Here is a 23124-nt window from a genome sequence, read left to right as displayed (position 1 = left end):
GTATGGCGATTGAAAGTAAGCAGTTGGATTCTGGTGTTATCTGGGAAAATCTCTCCGGTGATTTTCAGGATATCCTTTACCATCAGGCGGAAGGTATTGCGAAAATTACCATTAACCGTCCTGAAAAGCGTAATGCCTTTCGACCACAGACCATTGTCGAAATTCAAAAAGCGTTGGAATCGGCGCGATTTGATGAGTCCGTGGGTGTAGTGATTCTGACGGGCGCAGGCGACCTGGCTTTTTGTTCTGGTGGCGATCAGAGTGTTCGTGGTGACTCAGGTTATAAAGACGACAAAGGCACTCATCATCTGAATGTTCTGGATTTGCAACGCCAAATCCGCACCTGCCCAAAACCGGTTGTGGCCATGGTGGCGGGTTATGCCATTGGTGGTGGACATGTACTGCACCTTGTGTGTGATTTGACCATTGCTGCGGATAACGCACGTTTTGGTCAGACTGGGCCGAAAGTAGGTTCTTTTGATGGCGGGTATGGTGCCAGCTATCTGGCCCGTATCGTGGGTCAGAAGAAGGCCCGTGAAATCTGGTTCCTCTGCCGTCAGTACGATGCCCAAAAGGCAGAAAGTATGGGGCTGGTTAACACCGTTGTTCCCCTTGAAGAACTTGAAAAGACAACCGTTGAATGGTGTCGTGAAATTCTTCAGCACTCTCCACTGGCGTTACGCTGCTTGAAATCCGCTATGAATGCCGATTGTGATGGTCAGACAGGTCTGCAAGAGTTGGCCGGTAATGCGACATTGCTCTTTTATATGAGTGAAGAAGCTCAGGAAGGGCGCAACGCATTTTTGGAAAAGCGTCAGCCAGACTTTGGTCGTTTTGGTCGTAATCCTTGATTATCAAACTTGCTAACGCCCCCTCATGGTGATGCCCACGATGATGAAAGTGAAAGCTGATATTGTTAAATATCGGCTGCCGCTAAAGCATCCGATCGCAGTGAATCAACACTCAATCAGTGAGCGGGAAGGTTTGATTCTTTGCTTGCAGGCAGGGGATCGCTTTGGTTATGGCGATATTGCGCCATTACCGGGCTTTAGCAGAGAGACGTTGAAAGAAGCTGAGAAACAGCTTCTTTCCTTTTGTTCCGCAATGAATGCCAAAGAGTCGTTGCAGGATATTGAAAATCTGTCGTTTTTACAGAATTTCTCTTTAATGCCATCGGTCTCTTTTGGCATAGAGTCTGCTTTATGGTGGCTGAAGCAAGATCATTGGCTACCCGAACAACCATCAGCACCGTTGCTGCAAGGCGATATACAGAAGATTGTTGATCGATTGAAGCATTGGCAAGGAGAGTGGCCTGCAGAATTTAAAGTGAAAACCGGTCGCCATTTGCGGGATGACGATGTGTTTAGAATCCATCAAATACTTCAAATTTTACCGGACTCCGTCAGTATAAAGCTGGATGCAAATCGACAATGGTCTTTTGATCAGGCCTGTGATTTTGCAGAGGCACTTAAGGGTGCAATTGACCTACAGCGTATTGCATTTGTGGAAGAGCCGACAGCGTGTGTGGATGATTTTACAACACTGTATGATAAGACGGGCTTAAGGTTTGCTCTGGATGAAACTGTTCAGGAGCAGGGTTTTACTGTGCAGCCAATGTCAGGTCTTGCGGCCATTATTATTAAGCCAACGCTGGTGGGCGGTTTGAAGCGTTGTCAGGCGCTGATAGAGTCCGCCCGGCACCATGGAATTCGTGCCATGATCAGCTCTTCCTATGAGTCAGTGATAGGTTTGCATATTTTGTATCAGTTAAGTGCCCGATGGATTCCTGAAGAGTTACCCGGTTTGGATACTGCCTCGGTTTTTCGCCAGAAGCTGATCATTGGTGATATTTCTGCCAGTGATGCCATTGATTTTGATCCAACATGTTGTGAACGTGGATGACAGATACTCCTTTTTCTTTTCCCGCTATTCATGAGTGCCCTCTACGCTATCAGGCTATTCATCATCCATCAGCCATCGCCATCACAGGAGAAGAAAATACGATTTCTTTTACCCAGCTGGATCAGATGGTTGAACAATGTCGTTTGCATTTGTCAGGAAAAGGGTTAAACGCAGGTGAGCGAATTCTTTTTGTGACGGAAGATGCCTTGAAGACCGTTGTCTTGTTGTTTGCTTGCCTGAGGTCGCAATGGATCTTTTCACCGGTGAACCCTGCATTTCCTGTAGCGCAGCGGGAAGATTATGGGAAACGGATAGGCGCTTCGTTAATAGCCAGTGGAAACGACCTTCCGGATGCTTTCGATAAGTGCTTTGATGAATGTTTCTATGAGTGCTTCTATGAGAGCTCAGAGACATTGAATAATCCGGTGTCTATCAATATCTCACCGGATGCGGTCTTTGACTTGATTGCCACATCCGGCACAACAGGCACGCCAAAAGCCGTTGCTCACAGTTATAAAAATCATTTTTACAGTGCCGGTGGCTCAATGTCGGAATTGCCTCTGAATAGAGGTGATACCTGGTTGTTGTCGCTTCCGTTGTTTCATGTGGGTGGTTTGGCGATCATTATGCGCTGTGTGCTTGCCGGCGCTACGGTAGCGCTGTTCCAAAAGAAAATATCTTTGGCGGACATGCTGGCTACGCAGCGTATTTCGCATTTGTCTCTGGTGAACACCCAGTTGTTTCGGTTGTTGGAGCAGGGCGTTAATCTTCACGCGTTGGGGGTTCGGTATATTCTCCTCGGTGGCGGTGTCGCTTCTCCAGCCTTGGTGGCAAAAGCGAGGGAGCAGGGCGTGAACCTTCTGACGACCTACGGTATGACAGAAATGGCCTCCCAGATTTGTACAGGAGAGCCTGAATTTGTTCATGGTGGTGTCACGTCTGGCCGGGTTTTGCCATACAGAAAGCTCACGTTGTCTGAGGATAATGAAATTCTGGTCTCTGGCGAAACTCTGGCGCAAGGCTATTTTGAGAGCGGTGAGGTAACGCCTCTTATGGATCAGTCCGGATGGTTTCATACCGGTGATAAAGGGGAGTGGTGTGGTGAGCAGATAAAAATCAATGGCCGCATCGATAATATGATGATTTCCGGAGGGGAAAATATTCATCCGGAAGAGATAGAGCAGGCGTTATTAATGCTGCCAAACATCGTGCAGGCGGTGGTGGTGGCGGTTGAACACACGGAGTTTGGGCATCGTCCGTTAGCCTATGTGCAGACTGTCGATGGTCAACTCAATGAGTTTGAGGTGAAAACTTTACTGACAGGTGCTCTGGCTAAGTTTAAAATACCGGAACATGTTCGTTTATTTCCCGATACTGTTTCTAATTCGGGAATTAAAGTAAATCGTAAAGAATTTCAGAGATTGGCCTAATGGGCGAATCATCTCTCCTCTATTTGCCTTGAATGCACTAAAATGTTTGAATTGGTTTTGGCAGTATGGCGTTGAAGTTAAAATAACATGAATTTAAATGGCAGTAGCTGCAGCGCATTAGATGACCTGAATCATCCCGGTGAACATATGTCAAAGGATAGCGCGGTCAGAACGTTTCTCGCAGTAAGGCTTCCCCTTGAGCTTGCTGCAACTCTGCACAAAAAAGCGATTCACAGGGCGGGTGATGAACATACTCATGATGTGCGCTGGGTGGTTCCGCAGCAGCAGCATATTACCCTGAAGTTTCTTGGTAGCAGCAACATAGATCAGCTTGATACGTTGATTGCTCGTCTTGAACAGGGTTTTTCTGGCTGTAAAATGTTTGACAGCATGACGGGGTGTTTCCGATTTTTCCCTAATGGTCGAAAGTCACGCATTCTGGCACTGGATATGCATTCAGGGAAAGAGCTTAAGCGCCTTGCCGCCATCTGTGAGTATGCCGCTCTGCAGTCTGGTTTTCAGCCGGAGCGCCGTAACTTTTATCCTCACGTGACGTTAGGGCGATTCACATCGCCAAGATATGTGAATCACAGTCAGTTTTTCAATCTGCCCAGTTTTCGTATGACGGTGGCCGAAGTGGTTTTATTTCAGAGTGAACCTTCGTCCGACGGCAAAAAGTACAAAGCTCTGCACGTGTTTCCGTTGCAGCCTTTGGCGATCAGTGCGTAAATTACTCATCTTTAGTTCGGTTTTCAGCCTATTCCTTGATAAGTATCAAGCTGGTTTTTTGTGCAGTCTGGTAATCTGCACAAAAAGCTATGAGCAGAACGTACAGGTTGCTCTTTAATAGGGCGTCGCTACGTGCTCATGGTACCAAACAAGGAACAATCTATGGAATTGGTGTGTCCCGCCGGTAATCTTCCTTCCCTGAAAGCAGCCGTTGATAACGGTGCCGATGCGGTTTATATCGGTTTTCGTGATGAAACCAATGCGCGTCATTTTGCCGGTTTAAATTTCTCAGATCAGCGAGCTTTGAAAGCCCTTGAGTATGCTCACAACCCTGCACATAAAAACGGAAATAGAAAAAAGGCACGTCTATTTGTTGCCGTTAACACTTTCGCCCAGGCGACAAACTGGCATCGTTGGCAGAAAGCGGTGGACATGTGTGCCGACGTCGGTGTCGATGCTCTCATCGCTGCGGACATCAGCGTCCTGGATTACGCCAGTAGACGACATCCTGGACTGAATCTTCATTTGTCGGTTCAGGCGTCAGCCACCAATCAGGCCAGCCTGTCTTTTTATCACGACCATTTTGGTATTAAACGGGCGGTTTTACCCCGGGTGCTTTCTCTAAAGCAAGTTGAGCGACTGGCACAGAAAAGCCCAGTGGAGCTTGAGGTATTTGCCTTTGGTAGTTTGTGCATCATGGCAGAAGGTCGCTGTATTCTGTCGTCTTATGTAACGGGGGAATCACCCAATACTGCGGGTGCATGCTCGCCGGCTTCTGCCGTTCGTTGGCAGGAAACGGCAAACGGCATGGAAACCCGTCTAGGTGGGTTGTTGATTGATCGTTTTGCAAAGAATGAACAGGCAGGCTATCCAACACTGTGTAAAGGTCGGTTTGCTGTGAATGGTCATATCAGTCATGCAATCGAAGAGCCAACCAGCCTGAATACACTGGATTTGATCCCGCAGCTCCATGAGGCGGGCATCAGTGCGGTAAAAATTGAAGGTCGTCAGCGTAGCCCGGCTTATGTTGCCGAGGTTGTCAGAATATGGCGGGAAGCCATTGATCACTATCAGGCAAACCCTGCTGCCTTTGCTACCAATGACCGTTGGATGTCCGGGTTGGGTCGATTATCTGAAGGAAGCCAAACGACACTTGGCGCATATAGTCGAACCTGGCAGTAATACCAATGTCGCTTTTAAATTATGGAGTGAGCAAGTTATTTTGGCCGGCTGGGCAAGGCGAAGAGACGAGTCATAGCCGTAGCTATGGCGAGGAACTTCAACACAGATCCAGTCGACCAAAATGGCTGCACAGCCCATAATTTAAAAGCAGAATTGGTATAAAAGCCATTTTAAAAATTGATTCATCGTAAAGTTTAGATTTTCTGCTCCTTAATTCCTGGGGCATAAAAAGGATTAACCCATGCAAATTACTCTCGGGCCGTTGCTCTTCTTCTGGCCTAAAGCCGAAGTGATTGCCTTTTATGAAAAGGTGGCTGAGTCTGCCTTTGACCGCGTGTATTTGGGGGAGGTAGTCTGCTCCAAACGTCGGGAGTTGAAGCTGGATGACTGGCTATACATTGCCAGAATGTTACAGGCAAAAGGCAAAGAAGTCGTGCTGTCTACCCTGACCTTGATAGAGGCAGAGTCGGAGTTGTCACAAGTCAGCAAAATTTGTGGTAATGGTGAATTTCTGGCGGAAGCCAATGATATGAGTGCGGTGCATTATCTCTCTAAAGTTGGGTTACCTTTCACCACCGGTCCTTCGGTTAATCTATACAGTGCTGAGGCACTGACAGTATTGCATGACAAAGGCCTGAAACGTTGGGTGATGCCGGTAGAGCTGTCTTTTGATCATCTCAAGATGATCACAAAGAGGTTGCCTGAGCTGGGTGCCCAGAAGCTGGAAACCGAAGTGTTTGGTTATGGGTATCTTCCATTGGCTTATTCAGCCCGGTGTTTTACTGCCCGTGCTGAAAATAACAGTAAGGATAATTGTGGCTTTGCCTGTCTGAAAACCGCTTCTGGTATCCCACTGGCCACTCAGGAAGGTGATGCATTGTTTGTTATGAATGGTATCCAGACATTATCCGGTCAGTGCCATGACATACTCGATCAGTGGCATGGTATCGAGTCTGAAGGTGTCAACGGTGTCCGTTTGTCTGCACATTCTGGTGACATTTTCGGTGTAGCCCAAAGGTTGGCAGAGTCCATAATTAGCAAAGGGGTTGTACAGGGCAATAGCGATACGAAGACATTAAATGGTTACTGGTTTGGTCAACGGGGAATTGACCATATCCCCACATGAAGCGTGACGGTTATTTTTGGGGAGGGTGAAAGCCGGTTTGGTGAACTTTCTAAGCACGACGGTGTCTTTAATCTGTCGGCTTTATGATTTATCCCATAGTTCGGGATAAGGTTTACTGTGGCCGGCTGTAATCAAACACATTAATGACGCTCTAGGATAACCATGGATTCAGTTAGAACCGGAAGAGGGCTTGTAACAACTTATTATTGTAATGGCAAGTCTCTCCCAAATGATAATAAACCGGATGATTACAATCCACGCTCTCGCTTAAAAAGGAAGTCTTCTCATCCAGATCTTAGAATAAAAATCAGTGAAAAAAGGATCACTCAAAGAGATACAAAGCTGAGAAAATATGATGATCAATTTTCTTCTGATCGTGATGAGCGAGGTAGGCTCGGCGAGCAAGCTCTTCAATTAATTGATCAGGCAGTAAGAATCCAAAACACTGTCCCAGAAGGTGGGCGGGGATTCGATAGGTCGTCAATCTCGGATAAAGAAGTACGCGATCTATTTCAGCAGCTCATTGATGTGCAACGTTATATTCGATTGTTAAGGGGTTGCCAACGAGTTTCATACAAGACAGCAGCTATGCTATCCAAAAGGGATCATCTTATAGAAAAAACGCTGGTATACATGATTGGAAGTCTGTCGAGTAAGGAAAACAAGCGTGGAAATCTGGTCATTGATCTTGCTCTTGAGTTATTGGGCGACACTTTGCTTACAGAAAAGAGTATTGGGGATCTGAAAAGTACCATAAGCTGGCCGTTAGGGAGTATCTGCTACAAAGCAATAGAGGGTATTGATGATTGGGCTTCTGCAAAGCATGGTATTGAATATCTGCAACCATTTGAGGCTATCTTGGAAGATTATTGTATTCAGATAAACCCCAAGGCCAGATATAACCTTTATTATTCATTAGGCGTTCTGTCTTTAAAAACAGACGGATTTAATGAAGCAAGAGACTATTTTTGTAAAGCTTGTAGTTATGCAAAAAATGATAAATTAAAAGAATATTATGATTTGGTGGATTGTCTTGAGTACGCCGACAGCTTGAGCGACCAAGTTGGTTTAAGCAAAGAGTCATTTGAACCTGTTATTGGCAGTGCCAAAGATGATTCAGGAAAGAGTGTTGAAGAACTTCTATCCATAATTCAGGATCATGTCGACTATGCTGAAAAGCATTTTTGGTGGCGGAAATTCGCAGTTAAAGGTGATTTTCAGGCGGGTGTGAGATTTGATTGTTTATCGGACTCCGTAGGTGGCATGGCACAGACAATATTCCGGCATGTAAATCGAGCCAATCAAGCATTATTTCGACTTCTGAGCAGTAAAGAGGAAAGATCTGATGGAGAGTTTATGCATCATCTGATTGCTTTTTCTAAAAAGTTGGATTCATTATCAGGGCTAGCTGGTGAACCAACGTGTGCCTGAAATCAGGCATGCTGTTATATTAAATCCTGTTTTTATAACTAAAATATCGATCTATAGGAATAATCCCAGAAATTCATTTTTTTGGCTCTGAATGACTCTTTTTTACCATATAAAGTGTCGTGTATGCTTATACGCACATAGTCTTTCAAAGCTCTCATAATGATCACCCTAAAAGAAGATAAAAAGTTTGTTAAGGTAGAGACATGGACAGATGTCACTGAGATAGCTGGATACCATGAAAAATTAGACTCTAGTGACTATAAATTGAAAGAAATTATTGGCAGATACGTCTTTCCTCACCCTGTTCAATGCGGCCTCATGAATTGCAGGCAACCACACAACAGCGGCTACATAGTCCGAACCACGAAAGATGGCATAGTTACTAATATTGGAAAAGATTGTGGTAAAACCATCTTCGGCGTGGAGTTCAAACAGCTTTCCAGAAGTTTTGATATGGCTGTTACTGAGCAAAGCCATCGAGAAACCATTGCTGATTTTTTATTCTTTGCTGATGAGTACAAAAAAAATATTGAAACGCTCAGGCAGGGGTCTCAAGGAGCTGATGCTATACACTCTAAACTCAAGTCATTGACGCATAAAAACCGTGGTTGTCCTGATGTTGTAGTCAGTAAACTAAACCAGATGATTAGATCTCGAAACCCCGACATTGTTATTGAAAAAGAACTCTCAGAAAAAGAAATACTTGACAATGAAGCTATTGAAGGTAGAACGCTACCAAGACCACAGTATAGAGAAGAAAAAATTGCTACTTTGAAAGGATTTTCTGCCCTATATCCTGAGAATGATCTTAGAAAAAGATTGATTGTCGGAATTTGGGATAATCTTAATTCACTGACCAATTCCGGCATTAGCTTATTTTCTCATAATGACCTCAAGTATTGGGCAAATTGGTGCTCATCATATGAAAAGGAATTTGACGATATTTGCAGTATAGTTAGACAAGGTAGTTCTTTGATTTCAACGACTGAGATATCAAAACTTACTGTTCTCATAAATTCTCATAGTGAGCGAAAGTTATTAAATCAATTCCTAAAAAGCATAAAACAATAATTTTATGCATTAAAAAATGACTGCAATCCATTAAAAGATTGTGGTCAACCATTAGACTTCTACTAAAAATTCTTAATATAGGATTTTATCTTTTTTTTAATTTTTAATTCTGTTATCATTACCAAATAATGGAATTAACATGAGCATAAAAAAACTTAATCAATTTATTGATTCATTCTCTTACTTTAACGTAAAAATTAAAAGAAGAAATTCTAGATACTTTAACGATGAAGCTGAAATAACTATTTACAATATAGATAAGAATCCAATTTATCGTGCTTCATTTAGAATTATGAATACCAACGGCTATTTAAGCGTTTCAGGTTCATATATACAGACCAAATCAGTTGATTTACATCTATCAATGGATAAAGAAGCTTGCCATTTTATTGAAGGTCAAATTTCATATGCCATTGAACCAATTATTGAAGATGAAGTGAGAAAAAACTGGTCTGAAGAACTTTATTACTCAGATGCAAGAAGCTATTCTAGCGATGATGAACTTAAAGCATTAAATGATGATATTAAAAAGCTAATAAAAGGATGAAATAAGCTTGTTATCAAATTATCAATAAATTATTTTTGATAATTCAACCTTGCTTCTAGCCAGCCCTAGCCTTTGTGCTGGGGTTTTTCCATCTTGACCAACAAGAGCATAGTTATAATAACTTCGAAAGACTTGAAGGATTTGCTCAACTCTAAAAGGGTTATACGGGCTGTAACCATGCCATACAACACCTCTGTTAGATGCAGTCTGTATAGGTCTTTCTAAATACATTAAACGTCTTCTAACCTGCATAAAAAAGACATCGATACCTGTCAGTGTTGCGTTTTTAATTAAGTTCGCCTTATGAATATCATCATACTGACCAATATCACTGCAATAGGCCACTAATTTATTGCTTTCTTGTCTGGTATTTACTGGATGCTCATACCAGTGGTATCGATTGTTTCTAATTCTGACAGGGTTTTCGATACTCTCTCTAATGAGGTAATTAATGGCCTCATTCTCAGTCATATTATTATCTAGCATGGTTTCTTTAATTTTGGCTTTGCTCTCACCAATTAGAGAATCCTTATGGTCAATAGCCAAACCTTTCTCTGCTTTAACAATAAACAAATCAGCCGTTTCCGATGAAATTCTTTCACCAAATCCCAGATTAAAGGCACGGTCAATACCTGATTCAAAGTCAGTATAAAATCGAACTTTTTCCACATTTTTAAAGAGATCAGAAAGCATCAAGAAATGAGCAAACTGAGTATATTCACTATGCACTTTGCATCCATAGGAAGGGAGTTTTTGATCATCGTCAGCCTCATTTATATGTCTATCTGGCTGCATACTCGCCTGAATTTTTTCAGATAGCTCTGCAATCATTTTAGCTTGGTCTTCTATGGTTGCAGCGAGTTGATCTTTCTTCTTTTTGGATTTGTTTTTTGCCTTTGCATGCTGCTTAAAAAATAGTTTTCTTTGACTCTTAAGCTCCTCCAGAAAGTCCTGCTCAGTCCATAGTCGTGAATGCCTACGATTATAACGATGCTTGTTGGCATCTTCTAACGCCTCTGTCTCTCTGGTGATGTCCTCAAGCTTGGTGTCATGATCATAATTGATATTCATGCCGAATACATAACGACTATGGTTATCAGCAGTCCCTATAGAGGTGATTGTCGTATGTCTTCTGTCTTTTTTCTGAGTCCAGTTGATATTGTAATCCTGACGATCTGTAGACAGGTATAGCCTCTCAATATCGAGTTCCGGTAGTCTTGCCTCCCTCTCATAAGAAAACTCAACCATGCGTTCATAAAAGACATTCAGCTTATTGAGTAAAACTTTCTTGGAAAGACCGCAGATTTCCTGCATTCGGTTCAGAGGGACTTTATTGACAAAAAGCTTGAAGGCTATTCGGTTTTGATACTTATGGATGTCTGAATTGTGTCGCTTTTCCTTTGGCTCAGGAGTGATGCTTTTGCCACAACCTTTGCACAGAAAACGACTGCTTCCAGCCGGTGTTTTACCATGAACTTTGTATAAAAATGGGAACTGATCAATGGTTAAGCTAAAATTGCTGCAACCTTCACTTGTACATTGTTGACGCTTGGCCTGCTTTATGGTTTTATTTTTGTTTATCTCATCGTATTTTTTATGCCGTATACGGTAAAGTTCTTCAGCAATCGACAGATTACTCTTAATTAATGTCGTTTTTCCACACTCTCGACACATCAGGGAGGCATCACCAGCCTGACCACTGAGCCTATAGCAAGGGTCATTGCGATCATTGACCGCTGGGATCAGAAAATTCTTGCAGGATGGGGTATTACACCAATTTGCCTGAATTTCATCGATTTCGGGTGGTATTCTGGGGTCTTCGCCCACCTTGGGCTTAAATTTATGCCGTTCCATTGCCATATACTGCCAGAGATAACCCCTTGCAGTACATGACATTTTGGTTAGTAGAGCTAACATTTAAGCACACGTTGGTTCACCAGCTAGTTATCAGGGGGAGTATTTATAGAGAATATAAAACCTTCATTGGTGATGGCTACTCGGCATTACCTCTGTTATACGAAAAAGAGAGTGGATAATAACCGGGCAGAATTGCGCTTCCTTCGAGAGAAACGCATAAAAGTTCCTTCATGGCTGCAAGATGTTTTTCTTATCAGGGAGTCTTCCCTTGAATGGCATCTCTATGATGATCCCAATATGGCCTTACAAACGATAAAAAAAGTATGCAATAAGTGCAGTGTGTATTATCAATCTCAAAAGGGGCTTTATTTGCAGCAGCTAGGTCATTTAGAGGACGCTGCATGGTGTTATGAATACGTCAAAAAGCATCTTCAACAAATTAGCGAAAATAGAAGAGGTTGTCATTTTCGTTATCATAAAAGGATGGCTTTATTAATGAATTCGCTGGCAAACTTGGAGTCGGTGCCGATGTGGGTATTCCATAAATATGGTATCAGAACCCATGAAGAGTTAATGCATGCTGCATGTTTTCACGCGAATCGGTCAAAAGAGAAAGTAAGTGATGTCGGGAAGGAGGGCTTGGAGAAAGCGACAAAGACAGCCGAATGGTTTTCTGGCCAACTTAAATTGTTAGCCAGAAATGAAGGGTACAAGACAAGAAAGACTAAACCAGTTTTTTCCCGGTTTTGATAAGTAACTGAATGGCAGTGGGTAGCTGCTCTATCTCTATGCTGTCCATAAGATTTTTTACACCCAGGCCAAGCTCGGTATCGCCCTCGATCATCAAGTGGCGCTGAAAAAAGAGAGTATCAGGATCTTCCTGACGACTTGCCAGTTTTTTAAAGGCTTGAGTATTGCCACGGAACTCCACATCAAAATGCCTTGGGCCAGTAGCCAGCAGTTGCTGACCATCAAAACTGATGTAGAAGCTGATCGCCAGATCCGTTACGTGAATTTTCAGGCAACGGTCTTCCAGAAAATCAAAATCCCCTTCTTCAATGGGTGTTTTGAACACCTGATTGATGGCTCTGGTCAGCGGTTTATTCACCAGTGCAGACGGCAGTAGTCGAATAGGCAGTCCGAGTAACTCCATTCCCGGCTTTTTAAAAGCCGGAAAGGGAAGTGCCGCTAAAGGGGCTTTGAATGAAGAAAACAGGCTCAATGGCAGCTCCTTTTTAGATTGCTGATTTTGGCGAATTGTTTGATAGCGGAATGATCCAGTCGGTAAAGCTCGTCAAGAAGTTTTACCTGAAGGGTGCCGGGGCCAGGGCAGTTCTTCGCTGCGACTTCTCCGGAAATACCAAGGCAGGTCAGTCCGGAAACGGCTGCAATCAAAGGGTTTTCTGATACCGCCAGGAATGCGCCGATAATGGCCGTAGCTGTACAGCCGGTGCCGGTGACACGAGCCATCATTGGGTGACCGTTGGTGATTTGATAGACATCTGAGCCATCCGTGATGAAATCCGTTGCGCCTGTGACGGCAATCACCAGATTGTACTCACGGGCTTTTTCCTGAATGAAATCCAGGGTGGATTCGCTGCTACTGCTGCTATCAACACCTTTACCTTCATTAGCGCCGGTAAACAGTGCTTTAATTTCAGAGGCATTACCACGAACGACAGCGGGTTTATATTTAAGCAGCTCGATATTGCTGTTTAGGCGAAAGGGTGTGGCGCCGGCGCCCACAGGGTCCAATATCCAGGGTTTACCAAGCTGGTTGGCGGTTTCAACGGCAAGCTTCATGCTGTTGATACTGGTACTGGTGAGTGTGCCCGTGTTAATGACCAGACTGCCAATCAGGCCCACCAGATCGGCAACTTCTTCTGCCGCTCTGGACATAATGGGTGAGGCACCAATGGCCAGTAACGCATTGGCGGTGGTGTTTGTCACCACGTCATTGGTGATGTTATGTACCAGCGGTTTTTGTTCTCTCAGTGCTTCAAGAGACTGAATGATTTTTTCGTGCATGGGTTAGCCTTTTTGTCCTGTCGGTATCATATGCAGAATTGCGGAGGGAGCAATTGATTTTTATCATGGTCGTTGACGTTGCCAACATATCATCGATAAATAACAGGGAATTTCAAGCTTAATCACTATAGGTGAAATATCTGCTGATGCTCGTCTGCTTAGATTAATCTACTGCTAATGGCGGTATTTTGATACTTCTCGCTATTGTTGTTTTTCTGTTTTAGGGATATTTTTTACCGATCAAATCGGCCCCCCGATTGTTTGATTTACCACTTGAATTTTACCAGAGTCAACCCTTCTCACTTCTTAAATGACCAGTGGAAAGCCCTCCTCAAGGCCGGTAAACCATAGATATACCCGTCGCCTTTCAAGTTGTTACTTTGTTGGCTATGTGCGCTCACCCCGATCACCTACTATTTGTAGGCTCACGGGCTTCGCTTACTTGCCGCCGCGTAGCAACTTGAAATCCTTTGGGTATAAAGAATGACTGGCAACCTTGCCGGTGTTGGATTTTTTTGCTCTTTTGTTTTCAGGAGTAAGGGCAATGTTTAATCGGGACATGCTTGCGGATACCTTTGCCATGGTAACCTTTAGCATTATTATTGGAATGACCGTTGAATTGATGGCTGGCCTAACGTTTGATCAATCGCTGCAATCCCGTTTGCTCAGTATTCCAGTGAATCTTTTCACGGCGAGAGCCTATGGTTTATACCGTGACTGGCTATTTCGTCGAGGCAGTAAGATCGGGCAGGGATTTATGCAAATGGCGCTGCTGGATGCTCTGGCCTATGTTTCTTTTCAAATCCCTTTATACGCTTCGCTAGTGATTTCCACTGGGGCAGGCGTTGAGCAGGTGCTTATGGCCTGTGCAGGTCAAATAGGTGCGATGTTGATCATGGGACGACCCTATGGAATATATATGCAGTATTGTCGTCTATGGTTTAAGCCGGTTGCGATACCGGCTGCATAATTATCTTTTCTAAGTAATAAAATATGCTTTGGCTGGTAAGTAGTTGCCGAACCAAGGCTTTTTATTTTTATTTTCTGGCGGTATAGTTATTTTCCGAAATAAGTCGACGGTCAACTATGTGATTGTCGACATATGCCCGATAGAGTTGTACGGGTAATGTCAGCGCCCTTTTTCTTCAGGCATGCTGCCCTGCGTCTTTGTTGGAGTATCAGGTCATCCAGACAACAATATGTTTGGCTGCTCTGTTGAAAATGACTGTATGGATGAGTTACCCCTCACCAACAGCATTAATAATAAACACTCCATGTGCTCATGAACCAAATGAGCCTGGCCACCTCACTCTGCATTTCTGTGATGGCTGTTATGGAGCATAACAAGCTGGATCAACTGAACTGTTTCTGTCGTATACAAGCCTCTCTTCTGAGTTGCTGGCTACAGGCTAGAAAAATCAGCAAGAAGACTCCTGAGAATAACGACTGAGCATAAAAAGGGGGGAAGCATGTCCTTATTAGAAGTAGAAGGGCTGCGGATAGAATTTCCATCACGCCATGGTACAGCTGTCGCCGTTAAGGGCGTCTCTTTCACGGTAGAAAAAGGAGAAATCCTTGGTCTTGTGGGGGAGTCTGGTGCAGGCAAGTCGACGGTAGGCAATGCCGTTATCGATCTTTTGAGTGCTCCGGGTGTTATTGCCGGCGGCAACATCAAACTGGATAACCAGACGATCAGTGGCCTCCACGGTGAAGCCATGCGCAAGATCCGTGGGCGGCGCATAGGGTTTATTTTCCAGGACCCGATGACGTCTTTAAACCCCTTGCTCACTATTGAAACCCAGATGGTAGAAACCATCATGGTGAATCTGGATCTTGACAAGGCTGCGGCGTTTGAAAAAGCTATAGAGCTGCTTGAATCTGTCGGCATTCCTGAACCAGCGATTCGAATTAAACAATATCCTCACCAGTTCTCTGGGGGTATGCGACAGCGGGTAGTTATTGCCATTGCACTCTCCGGTGATCCGGAATTGATCATTGCAGATGAGCCGACTACCGCGCTTGATGTATCGATTCAAAATCAGATTCTTGAACTCATACGTGAACTCTGTAAAAAGCGTCAGGTCGGCTGTCTGTTTGTTACCCATGATATGGGTGTCATTGCTAACGTCACCGATCGTGTAGCGGTGATGTACATGGGCGATCTGGTGGAGCTCGGAACCACTGAGCAGATCCTGTGTCGACCTGAGCACCCTTATACCCAGAGCCTGATCAGTGCAGTGCCCAGAACCGATGTAAAACTGCATCGATTCCCCAGTGTTGAATATATTGAAAAAGCGGAAGGTCATCAGATCGATGTAAAAAATCACTGGTTGGGTGAACAGGAAGTGTTCGGGAACCCCAGTGGTGACGTTTTACTGAAAGTAAAAGACGTCGATCTTCGTTTTGAAACTCAGTCCGCTTTTTTCAAAAAGAACCGTCGATACGTTCAGGCGTCCAATAAAGTGTCGTTTGATGTTCGTCCTGGTGAAACCTTTGGTTTGGTAGGAGAGTCCGGTTCCGGTAAGTCCACCATTGCCCGGGTGATCGCGGGTTTGTACCCACCGGATGCCGGTTCTATTGAGTTTGCCGGTCAGGATATTACCCGACTGACGGAAAAAGAGCGAAAGCCTTTCCGTCGTCAAATTCAAATGGTGTTCCAAAACCCATACTCCAGTATGAATGCCCGTATGACTGTGCGGGATATTATTGCCGAGCCTATTCGTTTTCATGATCTGGCTGAGTCCGAACGTCAGGTGAATCAAATTGTTTCCGACCTGTTGGATCATGTTGGACTTGGCAGGGCGTCCGGCGTGAAGTACCCCCATGAGTTTTCCGGGGGGCAGCGTCAACGAATCTCCATTGCCCGTGCATTGGCAACCCGCCCTCGCTTTTTGATTTGCGATGAACCGACGTCTGCGCTTGACGTGTCGGTTCAGGCGCAAATTCTGAATCTGTTGAAAGATCTTCAGGAAGAACTCGGGCTGACCATGCTGTTTATCAGTCATGATTTGCCGGTCATTCTGCAAATGTGTGATCGCATTGGTGTGATGAAAATGGGTTCACTGGTGGAAACCGGCGACACTGATCGTATATTCAGTGACCCGCAGCATGAATACACCCAGCACTTGATCAGTATGATGCCAAGGGTTGAAAACCTGTCCCATGAAGGGCTGGAAATTGAAGCGCAGGTCGCTCACGTATAAGTGGCCGACCAACGAATTATACCCATTGGATTTCAAGTTGCTACTAGGCGACAAGAGAGCGAAGCCCCGTGAGCCTACAAATAGTAGGTGATCGGGGTGAGCGAACGCTGACAACAACGTAGCAACTTGAAAGGCGATGGGTATATAACGAGCTGTACACCTGACCAGGAAGGACAGGCAAACTTTGAAGCAGTGGAAAACCTGAAATAGGGGAAAATAATGAAAAAAACCATGAAAACGCTTGCCGGAGCGATTCTGGCGGCATCAATGGCTGTAGGTGCTCAGGCGGCTACCCTGAAGATGGCATACGACTCTGATCCAGTGTCTTTGGATCCGCACGAGCAGCTGTCTGGTGCAACACTCCAGATGTCACACCTGGTCTTTGACCCGCTGGTACGTTGGGATAATGAGCACCAGTTCGAACCACGTCTGGCTGAAAAGTGGGAACGTGTCGACGACAAAACCATGCGTTTCACTCTGCGTAAGGGCGTTAAATTCCACAGTGGTAATGAACTGACGTCTGCTGACGTTAAGTGGACTTTTGACCGTCTTTCAGAAAGTCCTGACTTCAAAGGAATTCTGGAGCCATTTGCCGGTGTTAACATCATTGATGATCACACCTTTGAGCTGGTGACCAAAGAAGCATTCCCGCTGTTGCTGAACTCTGCGACTTACATCTTCCCGATGGACAGCAAGTTCTACGACGGTTTGGATGCGAACGGTCAGGAAAAAGACATTCTGAAGAAGCATGGTGATACCTTTGCTTCCAAGAATGCGTCCGGTACTGGTCCATTCATCGTGACCGAGCGTCAGCAAGGTGTTCGCGTTGAGTTCGATCGTTTCGCTGATTACTGGGACAAGCAGTCTCCGGGTAATGTGGATGAAATCGTCCTGACGCCAATTAAAGAAGGGCCTACCCGTGTTGCGGCTCTGCTGTCTGGTGATGTTGACTTCATCTTCCCGGTACCACCAAACGACCATGATCGTATCAAGAAGTCTGGTGACACGGATCTGGTGACTCTGGGCGGTACTCGTGTCATCACGTTCCAGTTGAATCAGGAGCGTGTTGAAGCGTTTAAAGATCAGCGCGTTCGTCAGGCCGTTAACTATGCCATTAACAACGAAGGCATTGTTAAGAAAATCATGAAAGGCTTTGCGACACCTGCCGGACAGCAAGGGCCAAAAGGCTACGCTGGTTATGTAGAAGATCTGCAGCCTGTGTATGACCTGAAAAAAGCCAAAGCGCTGATGAAAGAAGCGGGCTATGAAGATGGCTTCTCTATCACCATGATGGCGCCGAATAACCGCTACGTGAACGATGAGAAGATCGCTCAGGCGGTGGCTTCCATGCTGGCGAAGATCGGCATCAAAGCTGACCTGAAAACCATGCCAAAAGCACAGTACTGGCCAGAGTTTGATAAGCGTTCTGCGGACATGATGATGATCGGCTGGCACGCGGACACGGAAGACTCTGCAAACTTCACCGAGTATCTGGCGGCCTGTGCTGACGAAATGTCAGGCTGGGGACAGTACAACTCCGGTAACTACTGCAACGAAACCGTTGATGCGCTGGTGAAAAAAGCCGGTGCTGAAACCAACCCTGAAATGCGTGCGCAAATCCTTCAGGATGTGGAGCGTACTCTTTACGAAGAAGCGGCGTTTGTGCCTCTGCACTGGCAGAACCTTGCCTGGGGCGCCAGCAAGAAAGTGGCGGCAGCCGACGTGGTTAACGTAATGAACTTCCCATACCTGGGCGATCTGGTGATTAAGGAATAATTACCAATCTAATGTAGGTCGGTAATTCCGAAGGGATTGCCGACAAATAGCTCGATGTAAATGGGTAAATTGTCGGCAACCCTTTGGGTTACCGACCTACAAAAAAACAAGAACATTGTTCGCTATTGCTTTTGTAAGCTTTAAGCAGTGAAGGTTATTTATGCTGTTATTTTTAATGCGCAGGCTTATGCAAGGGCTGATAGTGATGTTTGTCATCAGCATTATCAGCTTTTCCATTCAGGATAATCTGGGCGATCCGCTCCGGGAGCTGGTTGGTCAGTCCGTTTCTGAAGCTGAGCGTCAAAAACTAAGGGATGAAATTGGTTTAAACGACCCATTCCTGGTGCAATATAGCCGCTTTCTCGGCAATGCCCTGCAGGGCGACTTAGGTCAATCGTATTTCTTTAAAGAACCGGCGCTGGATGTGATTTTTGCCAAAATGCCGGCAACCCTTGAGCTGGTGTTTGCAGCAACCCTGATTATTATTCTGGTATCAATTCCAGCAGGTGTTTATTGCGCAATACGACCTGACAGCTGGGGCACCAAACTGATTCTTGGATTCAGTATTCTGGGCATATCAGTGCCTGTATTCCTGACAGCCATTTTCAGTATTTATCTATTTTCAATCGAGCTTGGCTGGCTTCCATCCTATGGGCGCGGGGAGACGACTTCGGTATTTGGTCTCTGGGAGAGTGGCTTGTTCACCCGTGACGGCCTGCTTCATCTGATTCTCCCGGCAATTTCCCTGGCCAGTATTATGCTGCCGTTGTTTATTCGTCTGATTCGTTCTGAAATGACCGAAGTACTTCACACAGAGTACGTGAAATTTGCTAAAGCGAAAGGCTTGAAAAAAGTTCGAATCTATTTCCTCCATGCTCTGAAAAATACCATGCTGCCAGTTATCACCGTCGGCGGTGTGCAAATAGGAACCATGGTCGCCTATACCATTTTGACGGAAACTGTCTTTCAATGGCCGGGCATGGGCTTCCTTTTCCTGGAAGCGGTTAACAGGGTTGATACGCCATTGATTGTGGCTTATTTGATCGTAGTCGGTGGCGTTTTCGTGGTTGTGAATACGCTGGTGGATCTGCTGTATGGTCTGGTGAATCCAACCGTTAGACTGGCGAGGACTGCACAATGAGTGAACTGACATCTGCGGCGCCAGCCACTAATGAGGCGCCGGAATACAAAGAGAGATCCCGTTGGGAATTATTTAAACGCTCAACGTTCTGGTACAGCTTTACCCGTGACCGGGTGGCGATGGTCTGTGCGTTTATTTTCGCCCTGTTTGTCAGTGCGGCGTTGCTGGCCCCGGTGTTGGCGCCCACCAACCCTTATGATCTTGCTGCCATTGATATTATGGATTCGGAACTTCCCCCTGCTTGGGCGGAGGAAGGGGATGAACGTTTCCTGTTGGGTACAGATGATCAGGGCCGTGATTTGTTCAGCACCATTCTTTATGGCATGAGAATCTCTCTGGCTATTGGCTTGTTTGCCGTGGTGTTGCAGGCGTTTATTGGCATCGTACTGGGCTTAATGGCGGGTTACTTCGGCGGCCGCATTGACAGTTTTCTGATGCGGGTTGCGGATATACAACTGTCGTTTTCTACCATGATGGTAGCCATTATTGTGCTGGCCGTTTTTCAGGCCTCTTTTGGTTCGGAGCTGTATAGCAAGCTGGCCATGTTGATGCTGATACTGGTGATTGGTATCGCCGAGTGGCCGCAATATGCCCGAACTGTCCGGGCTTCGGTTCTGGCAGAGAAAAAGAAAGAATATGTAGAAGCGGCTCGAGTGATGGGGTTTGGTTCTGGCAGGATTATGTTCCGACATATTCTTCCCAATGCACTGTCGCCTATTCTGGTTATTTCTACGGTGCAGATTGCCAACGCCATTATCAGTGAAGCGGCGCTCTCTTTTCTTGGTTTGGGAATGCCAGTATCTCAACCATCACTGGGCTCTCTGATTTCCAGTGGTTTTGAGTATATCTTCTCTGGCAGCTGGTGGATCACGGTGATTCCGGGCGTTGTGCTGGTGGTTCTGGTTCTGGTGTTGAACCTGTTGGGCGACTGGTTGCGAGATGTCCTGAATCCAAAGCTCTATAAAGGCTGATCCCTTACAAAAAAGGCTCCCAAGTGGAGCCTTTTTTGTCTCTGTGGTTGGTTACTTTTTAGGTGTAAGGTGCGACTCAACCAGCCAGATCAGTTTATCTACTTCCCGGGTTCTGGCTGTGATCAGATCTGCAGAAATCGGGTCGCCTCCTTCCTCAACATTCGCCAATGCCTGCAGAGATTGCCCGGCAAAATACGCCAGTCGTTGGCTAATGATTTCAATGTGCTCATCAATTGACTGAAACGATTTTGGGTAGCTGGGCATCGTGCTTTTCTCGGCCACACTCTTTAGAGTGCCTTCAGGTTTGTGACCCAGTTGTGCGATGCGTTCGGCAATATCATCCGTGGCCTCTTCGATCACTTCATGGACTTCGTCGAACAGTCGATGGACGGACAGAAACTCGCGCCCTGCCATCGTCCAATGAGACTCTTTGATTTGCATGCCAAGATCAATAGCGCTGAATAGCAGCTTTTGTAACTCTTGAGCGGAGTATTGTTTCACGTTTTCTGGAAGCGTTTCGAAGGTGTGGGACATACACTGTCTCCGGTGTCGGTGGGGTCTTTAGAAAAATAGAAGAGGATCGACGTTTTGTACAACAAATCAAGAAAGCGTAACCTGTCGTATCGAGTGCGCGTTTTTCACATCAAGCTGACTTTTATTCCCCACCTTTTTTGATCTATGTTAAAAACACTGTTGTACAAATTGATTATTATCTGTTCAGAAATTTTCTGTGCAGATCGAATGAATTCATTATGTCCCGCTTAGCCATGTTGTACATTGGGTCTGAAGGCCAGACCCGAAAAATTATGGAACGAATCAGTTATTGTCTGAATCAATCCGGGCATGAAACTGTGCTCCGCTCTCTGGCAGACCTGACAGACCATTTCAGTCTGGATGATTTTGATGGTGTCGTTGTTGGCAGTTCCATACGTTATGGAAAGCACCACCGCGAATGTTACCAGTTCATAGAGAAGTACAGTCAGCAGCTAGCCAGGAAACCCAGTTATTTTTTCTCGGTTAATCTGACCGCCAGAAAGCCGGAGCGGCGCGATCCGTACAATAACCGTTATCTGCAAAAATTCTTGAAACAGATTTCATGGACACCGGACAGAGTCGATGTATTTGCCGGAGCACTGTTGTATACCCGCTATAACTGGATTGATCAGCAAATGATTCGGTTAATCATGAAAATAACCGGTGGGCCGACCGATCCAACCCAGAATATCGAATTTACGGATTGGACTCGGGTGAAGCAGTTTGCTGAGCAGCTTGATCGTGATTTTCAGGGAATTGGCATCAGTCAGAGTAATCCACTGAATGCCGAATGCGAAGGAGTGTCCGTTATCCGTTATCCGTTTTCCGAAAAAGCTGGATCCACTCACGCTTTTGCGGACCACGGACCACGGATCACGGACTACGGATAGCGATCTCAACGATGCTTCAAGGTCTCAATAAATGTGGATCTTATTTCGGGACATATTCCTTAGGGTTTGGGTTCAGTATCCATCGCCAGTGGAATAAGCAGGCCAAAACCAAAGAGAACGGGCGTTATTAATGCAGCTGCGAGAATGGCGTAGTCCATATTCATAGGGGTATCCTGTTTTTATTATTGATATTGTGGAGTACATACAATAATCCTATGCCATCTATCGGAGTGCAGTCAAAATGCAGGGCAAGAATCGTTCAGGGAGGAGTGTGATGCGTCTTTTTTGTAGTGTGTTATTAGTTCTGCTGTCTGGGTTGGCTGTTGCCAAGGGGTTGGAGAGCCGTTTGACCCCGGGTGGCCTTTATGTGGGTAAAGCACCCGTGGGCGCCCGCGTCTTTTACGACAATAAAGAGGTGTCTGTTGCACCTGATGGCCGTTTTATCATTGGTTTTGGCAGAGATGCTGAGCTAAAACAGTCGTATACCTTGCAGTTTATTAACGGCGGGCAGGCCACCGTTGAACTGAATTTAAAAGCAAGAGAATACGATGTTCAGAGTTTAACGGGGATTGCCAAAAAATACGTTTCCCCAGATGAGCGGGTGCTCAATCGAATCCGACAAGAAGCGGAAGCGGTGCGCTATGCAAGAATGGAAGATACTCAGCAGTCAGACCTGTTTAATGGGTTTGGTTGGCCGGTAAAGGGACGAATAAGCGGGGTTTACGGAAGTCAGCGGGTTTATAACGGTAAGCCCGGGCGTCCTCATTATGGGCTGGATATTGCAGTACCCACCGGTACACCCGTCAAGGCGCCGGCAGACGGCATTGTTCGTTTGGCGGATTCCGATCTCTATTATTCCGGTGGCACCATCATTATTGACCATGGTTACGGTATTTTTTCCAGCTTTCTTCACCTGAGTAAAGTCACTGTTAATGAAGGGAGTCAGATTAAAAGAGGTCAGCTGATTGGTGAAGTGGGTGCAACGGGTCGTGTGACAGGCCCTCATCTTGATTGGCGATACAACTGGTTTGATAAACGACTGGATCCTGCGCTACTGACATTGGGCGAGTAATAATCACAAATGTTCCGAACAGCCTGAGTGTTTTAAAGCAGACTTCTTGTTAGAGGGGTGTCCTGAAATTAACTTCCACATTTCAATTATTGTTGTCCGTTGTCCGTTATCTGAAAAAGCTGGAGCCTCCCGTGCTTTGCGGATCACGGACTGCGGATAGCGGATCCAATAATGCTTCAGTTGAGTATTCAGCATCACATAGAATCATGCTATTTGTTATGATCGCTCCATGGA

Annotated in this window: 21 protein-coding genes; 17 read left to right on the top strand and 4 right to left on the bottom strand. The window is 45.4% G+C overall.

The window, feature by feature from the left end; genetic code table 11:
• The first annotated feature begins 2 nt into the window (after positions 1-2).
• From menB to Q1B11_RS04155, 9 genes are all read left to right on the top strand, one after another.
• Positions 3-851: a 1,4-dihydroxy-2-naphthoyl-CoA synthase gene (gene menB / locus Q1B11_RS04195; RefSeq protein WP_299728035.1), complete on the top strand. Its 849-nt coding sequence runs from the start codon at positions 3-5 to the stop codon at positions 849-851.
• A gap of 40 nt (positions 852-891) precedes the next feature.
• Complete coding sequence (gene menC / locus Q1B11_RS04190; protein WP_299728032.1) at positions 892-1902, top strand: o-succinylbenzoate synthase; 1011 nt, start codon at positions 892-894, stop codon at positions 1900-1902.
• Entirely contained in the window at positions 1899-3332 is a 1434-nt protein-coding gene (menE, locus tag Q1B11_RS04185; RefSeq protein ID WP_299728029.1) for an o-succinylbenzoate--CoA ligase, read from the top strand. The genes menC and menE overlap by 4 nt, the downstream gene beginning before the upstream one ends.
• 147 nt (positions 3333-3479) lie before the next feature.
• Positions 3480-4061: an RNA 2',3'-cyclic phosphodiesterase gene (gene thpR / locus Q1B11_RS04180; protein ID WP_299728026.1), complete on the top strand. Its 582-nt coding sequence runs from the start codon at positions 3480-3482 to the stop codon at positions 4059-4061.
• Positions 4062-4223: 162 nt separating this feature from the next.
• On the top strand, positions 4224-5243 hold the full coding sequence (locus Q1B11_RS04175) for a peptidase U32 family protein (RefSeq protein WP_299728023.1): 1020 nt from the start codon (positions 4224-4226) through the stop codon (positions 5241-5243).
• Positions 5244-5484: 241 nt separating this feature from the next.
• A complete protein-coding gene (locus tag Q1B11_RS04170) occupies positions 5485-6369 on the top strand; it encodes a U32 family peptidase (protein ID WP_299728020.1) in 885 nt (294 codons plus the stop codon).
• A gap of 162 nt (positions 6370-6531) precedes the next feature.
• Positions 6532-7800: a hypothetical protein gene (locus Q1B11_RS04165; RefSeq protein ID WP_299728017.1), complete on the top strand. Its 1269-nt coding sequence runs from the start codon at positions 6532-6534 to the stop codon at positions 7798-7800.
• A gap of 159 nt (positions 7801-7959) precedes the next feature.
• Entirely contained in the window at positions 7960-8871 is a 912-nt protein-coding gene (locus Q1B11_RS04160; RefSeq protein ID WP_299728014.1) for a hypothetical protein, read from the top strand.
• A gap of 139 nt (positions 8872-9010) precedes the next feature.
• Positions 9011-9418, top strand: coding sequence for a hypothetical protein (locus Q1B11_RS04155; protein WP_299728011.1), 408 nt, complete (start codon positions 9011-9013; stop codon positions 9416-9418).
• A gap of 21 nt (positions 9419-9439) precedes the next feature.
• On the opposite strand, the gene Q1B11_RS04150 is transcribed toward Q1B11_RS04155, so the two are convergent.
• Positions 9440-11278, bottom strand: a complete 1839-nt coding sequence (locus tag Q1B11_RS04150; protein WP_299728008.1) for a hypothetical protein — start codon at positions 11276-11278, stop codon at positions 9440-9442.
• Positions 11279-11446: 168 nt separating this feature from the next.
• On the opposite strand from Q1B11_RS04150, the gene Q1B11_RS04145 reads away from it, so the two are divergent.
• Positions 11447-12025: a hypothetical protein gene (locus Q1B11_RS04145; protein ID WP_299728005.1), complete on the top strand. Its 579-nt coding sequence runs from the start codon at positions 11447-11449 to the stop codon at positions 12023-12025.
• On the opposite strand, the gene Q1B11_RS04140 is transcribed toward Q1B11_RS04145, so the two are convergent.
• Both Q1B11_RS04140 and thiM read right to left on the bottom strand, forming a co-directional pair.
• Entirely contained in the window at positions 12000-12497 is a 498-nt protein-coding gene (locus Q1B11_RS04140) for an SCP2 sterol-binding domain-containing protein (RefSeq protein WP_299728002.1), read from the bottom strand. The two genes, Q1B11_RS04145 and Q1B11_RS04140, sit on opposite strands and share 26 nt — an antisense overlap.
• On the bottom strand, positions 12494-13303 hold the full coding sequence (gene thiM, locus Q1B11_RS04135; RefSeq protein WP_299727999.1) for a hydroxyethylthiazole kinase: 810 nt from the start codon (positions 13301-13303) through the stop codon (positions 12494-12496). Before thiM ends, Q1B11_RS04140 begins: the two co-directional genes overlap by 4 nt.
• A gap of 544 nt (positions 13304-13847) precedes the next feature.
• On the opposite strand from thiM, the gene alaE reads away from it, so the two are divergent.
• The 5 genes from alaE (at position 13848) to Q1B11_RS04110 (ending at position 20394) form a co-directional block, all read left to right on the top strand.
• Complete coding sequence (gene alaE / locus Q1B11_RS04130; RefSeq protein ID WP_299727996.1) at positions 13848-14273, top strand: L-alanine exporter AlaE; 426 nt, start codon at positions 13848-13850, stop codon at positions 14271-14273.
• Positions 14274-14772: 499 nt separating this feature from the next.
• A complete protein-coding gene (locus Q1B11_RS04125) occupies positions 14773-16506 on the top strand; it encodes an ABC transporter ATP-binding protein (RefSeq protein WP_299727993.1) in 1734 nt (577 codons plus the stop codon).
• Between the two features lie 219 nt (positions 16507-16725).
• Positions 16726-18282, top strand: coding sequence for an ABC transporter substrate-binding protein (locus Q1B11_RS04120; RefSeq protein WP_299727990.1), 1557 nt, complete (start codon positions 16726-16728; stop codon positions 18280-18282).
• A 160-nt stretch (positions 18283-18442) separates the two neighbouring features.
• Positions 18443-19423: an ABC transporter permease gene (locus Q1B11_RS04115; RefSeq protein WP_299727986.1), complete on the top strand. Its 981-nt coding sequence runs from the start codon at positions 18443-18445 to the stop codon at positions 19421-19423.
• Positions 19420-20394, top strand: a complete 975-nt coding sequence (locus Q1B11_RS04110; protein WP_299727983.1) for an ABC transporter permease — start codon at positions 19420-19422, stop codon at positions 20392-20394. Before Q1B11_RS04115 ends, Q1B11_RS04110 begins: the two co-directional genes overlap by 4 nt.
• 51 nt (positions 20395-20445) lie before the next feature.
• On the opposite strand, the gene dps is transcribed toward Q1B11_RS04110, so the two are convergent.
• Entirely contained in the window at positions 20446-20928 is a 483-nt protein-coding gene (dps, locus tag Q1B11_RS04105; protein ID WP_299727980.1) for a DNA starvation/stationary phase protection protein Dps, read from the bottom strand.
• A 218-nt stretch (positions 20929-21146) separates the two neighbouring features.
• Here dps and hemG point away from each other — a divergent pair, with 218 nt between their 5' ends.
• Both hemG and Q1B11_RS04095 read left to right on the top strand, forming a co-directional pair.
• Positions 21147-21818: a menaquinone-dependent protoporphyrinogen IX dehydrogenase gene (gene hemG / locus Q1B11_RS04100; protein ID WP_299727977.1), complete on the top strand. Its 672-nt coding sequence runs from the start codon at positions 21147-21149 to the stop codon at positions 21816-21818.
• Positions 21819-22092: 274 nt separating this feature from the next.
• Positions 22093-22890 carry a M23 family metallopeptidase gene (locus Q1B11_RS04095; protein ID WP_299727974.1) on the top strand — a complete coding sequence of 266 codons (798 nt, stop codon included), beginning with the start codon at positions 22093-22095 and terminating at the stop codon, positions 22888-22890.
• Positions 22891-23124 lie beyond the last annotated feature (234 nt).

Source organism: uncultured Endozoicomonas sp., from assembly GCF_947495845.1.
Lineage (GTDB): Bacteria > Pseudomonadota > Gammaproteobacteria > Pseudomonadales > Endozoicomonadaceae > Endozoicomonas.
The sequence above is the reverse complement of the archived record's forward strand: the minus strand, read 5'-3'. Positions and strand labels throughout refer to the sequence as shown.

What these genes read in the sequence shown, in the direction of transcription:
- menB (WP_299728035.1), top strand. Translation starts at nt 3, where the DNA reads ATGGCGATTGAAAGTAAGCAGTTGGATTCTGGTGTTATCTGGGAAAAT.
- menC (WP_299728032.1), top strand. Translation starts at nt 892, where the DNA reads ATGATGAAAGTGAAAGCTGATATTGTTAAATATCGGCTGCCGCTAAAG.
- menE (WP_299728029.1), top strand. Translation starts at nt 1,899, where the DNA reads ATGACAGATACTCCTTTTTCTTTTCCCGCTATTCATGAGTGCCCTCTA.
- thpR (WP_299728026.1), top strand. Translation starts at nt 3,480, where the DNA reads ATGTCAAAGGATAGCGCGGTCAGAACGTTTCTCGCAGTAAGGCTTCCC.
- Q1B11_RS04175 (WP_299728023.1), top strand. Translation starts at nt 4,224, where the DNA reads ATGGAATTGGTGTGTCCCGCCGGTAATCTTCCTTCCCTGAAAGCAGCC.
- Q1B11_RS04170 (WP_299728020.1), top strand. Translation starts at nt 5,485, where the DNA reads ATGCAAATTACTCTCGGGCCGTTGCTCTTCTTCTGGCCTAAAGCCGAA.
- Q1B11_RS04165 (WP_299728017.1), top strand. Translation starts at nt 6,532, where the DNA reads ATGGATTCAGTTAGAACCGGAAGAGGGCTTGTAACAACTTATTATTGT.
- Q1B11_RS04160 (WP_299728014.1), top strand. Translation starts at nt 7,960, where the DNA reads ATGATCACCCTAAAAGAAGATAAAAAGTTTGTTAAGGTAGAGACATGG.
- Q1B11_RS04155 (WP_299728011.1), top strand. Translation starts at nt 9,011, where the DNA reads ATGAGCATAAAAAAACTTAATCAATTTATTGATTCATTCTCTTACTTT.
- Q1B11_RS04150 (WP_299728008.1), bottom strand. Translation starts at nt 11,278, where the DNA reads ATGGCAATGGAACGGCATAAATTTAAGCCCAAGGTGGGCGAAGACCCC.
- thiM (WP_299727999.1), bottom strand. Translation starts at nt 13,303, where the DNA reads ATGCACGAAAAAATCATTCAGTCTCTTGAAGCACTGAGAGAACAAAAA.
- alaE (WP_299727996.1), top strand. Translation starts at nt 13,848, where the DNA reads ATGTTTAATCGGGACATGCTTGCGGATACCTTTGCCATGGTAACCTTT.
- Q1B11_RS04125 (WP_299727993.1), top strand. Translation starts at nt 14,773, where the DNA reads ATGTCCTTATTAGAAGTAGAAGGGCTGCGGATAGAATTTCCATCACGC.
- Q1B11_RS04120 (WP_299727990.1), top strand. Translation starts at nt 16,726, where the DNA reads ATGAAAAAAACCATGAAAACGCTTGCCGGAGCGATTCTGGCGGCATCA.
- Q1B11_RS04115 (WP_299727986.1), top strand. Translation starts at nt 18,443, where the DNA reads ATGCTGTTATTTTTAATGCGCAGGCTTATGCAAGGGCTGATAGTGATG.
- Q1B11_RS04110 (WP_299727983.1), top strand. Translation starts at nt 19,420, where the DNA reads ATGAGTGAACTGACATCTGCGGCGCCAGCCACTAATGAGGCGCCGGAA.
- dps (WP_299727980.1), bottom strand. Translation starts at nt 20,928, where the DNA reads ATGTCCCACACCTTCGAAACGCTTCCAGAAAACGTGAAACAATACTCC.
- hemG (WP_299727977.1), top strand. Translation starts at nt 21,147, where the DNA reads ATGTCCCGCTTAGCCATGTTGTACATTGGGTCTGAAGGCCAGACCCGA.
- Q1B11_RS04095 (WP_299727974.1), top strand. Translation starts at nt 22,093, where the DNA reads ATGCGTCTTTTTTGTAGTGTGTTATTAGTTCTGCTGTCTGGGTTGGCT.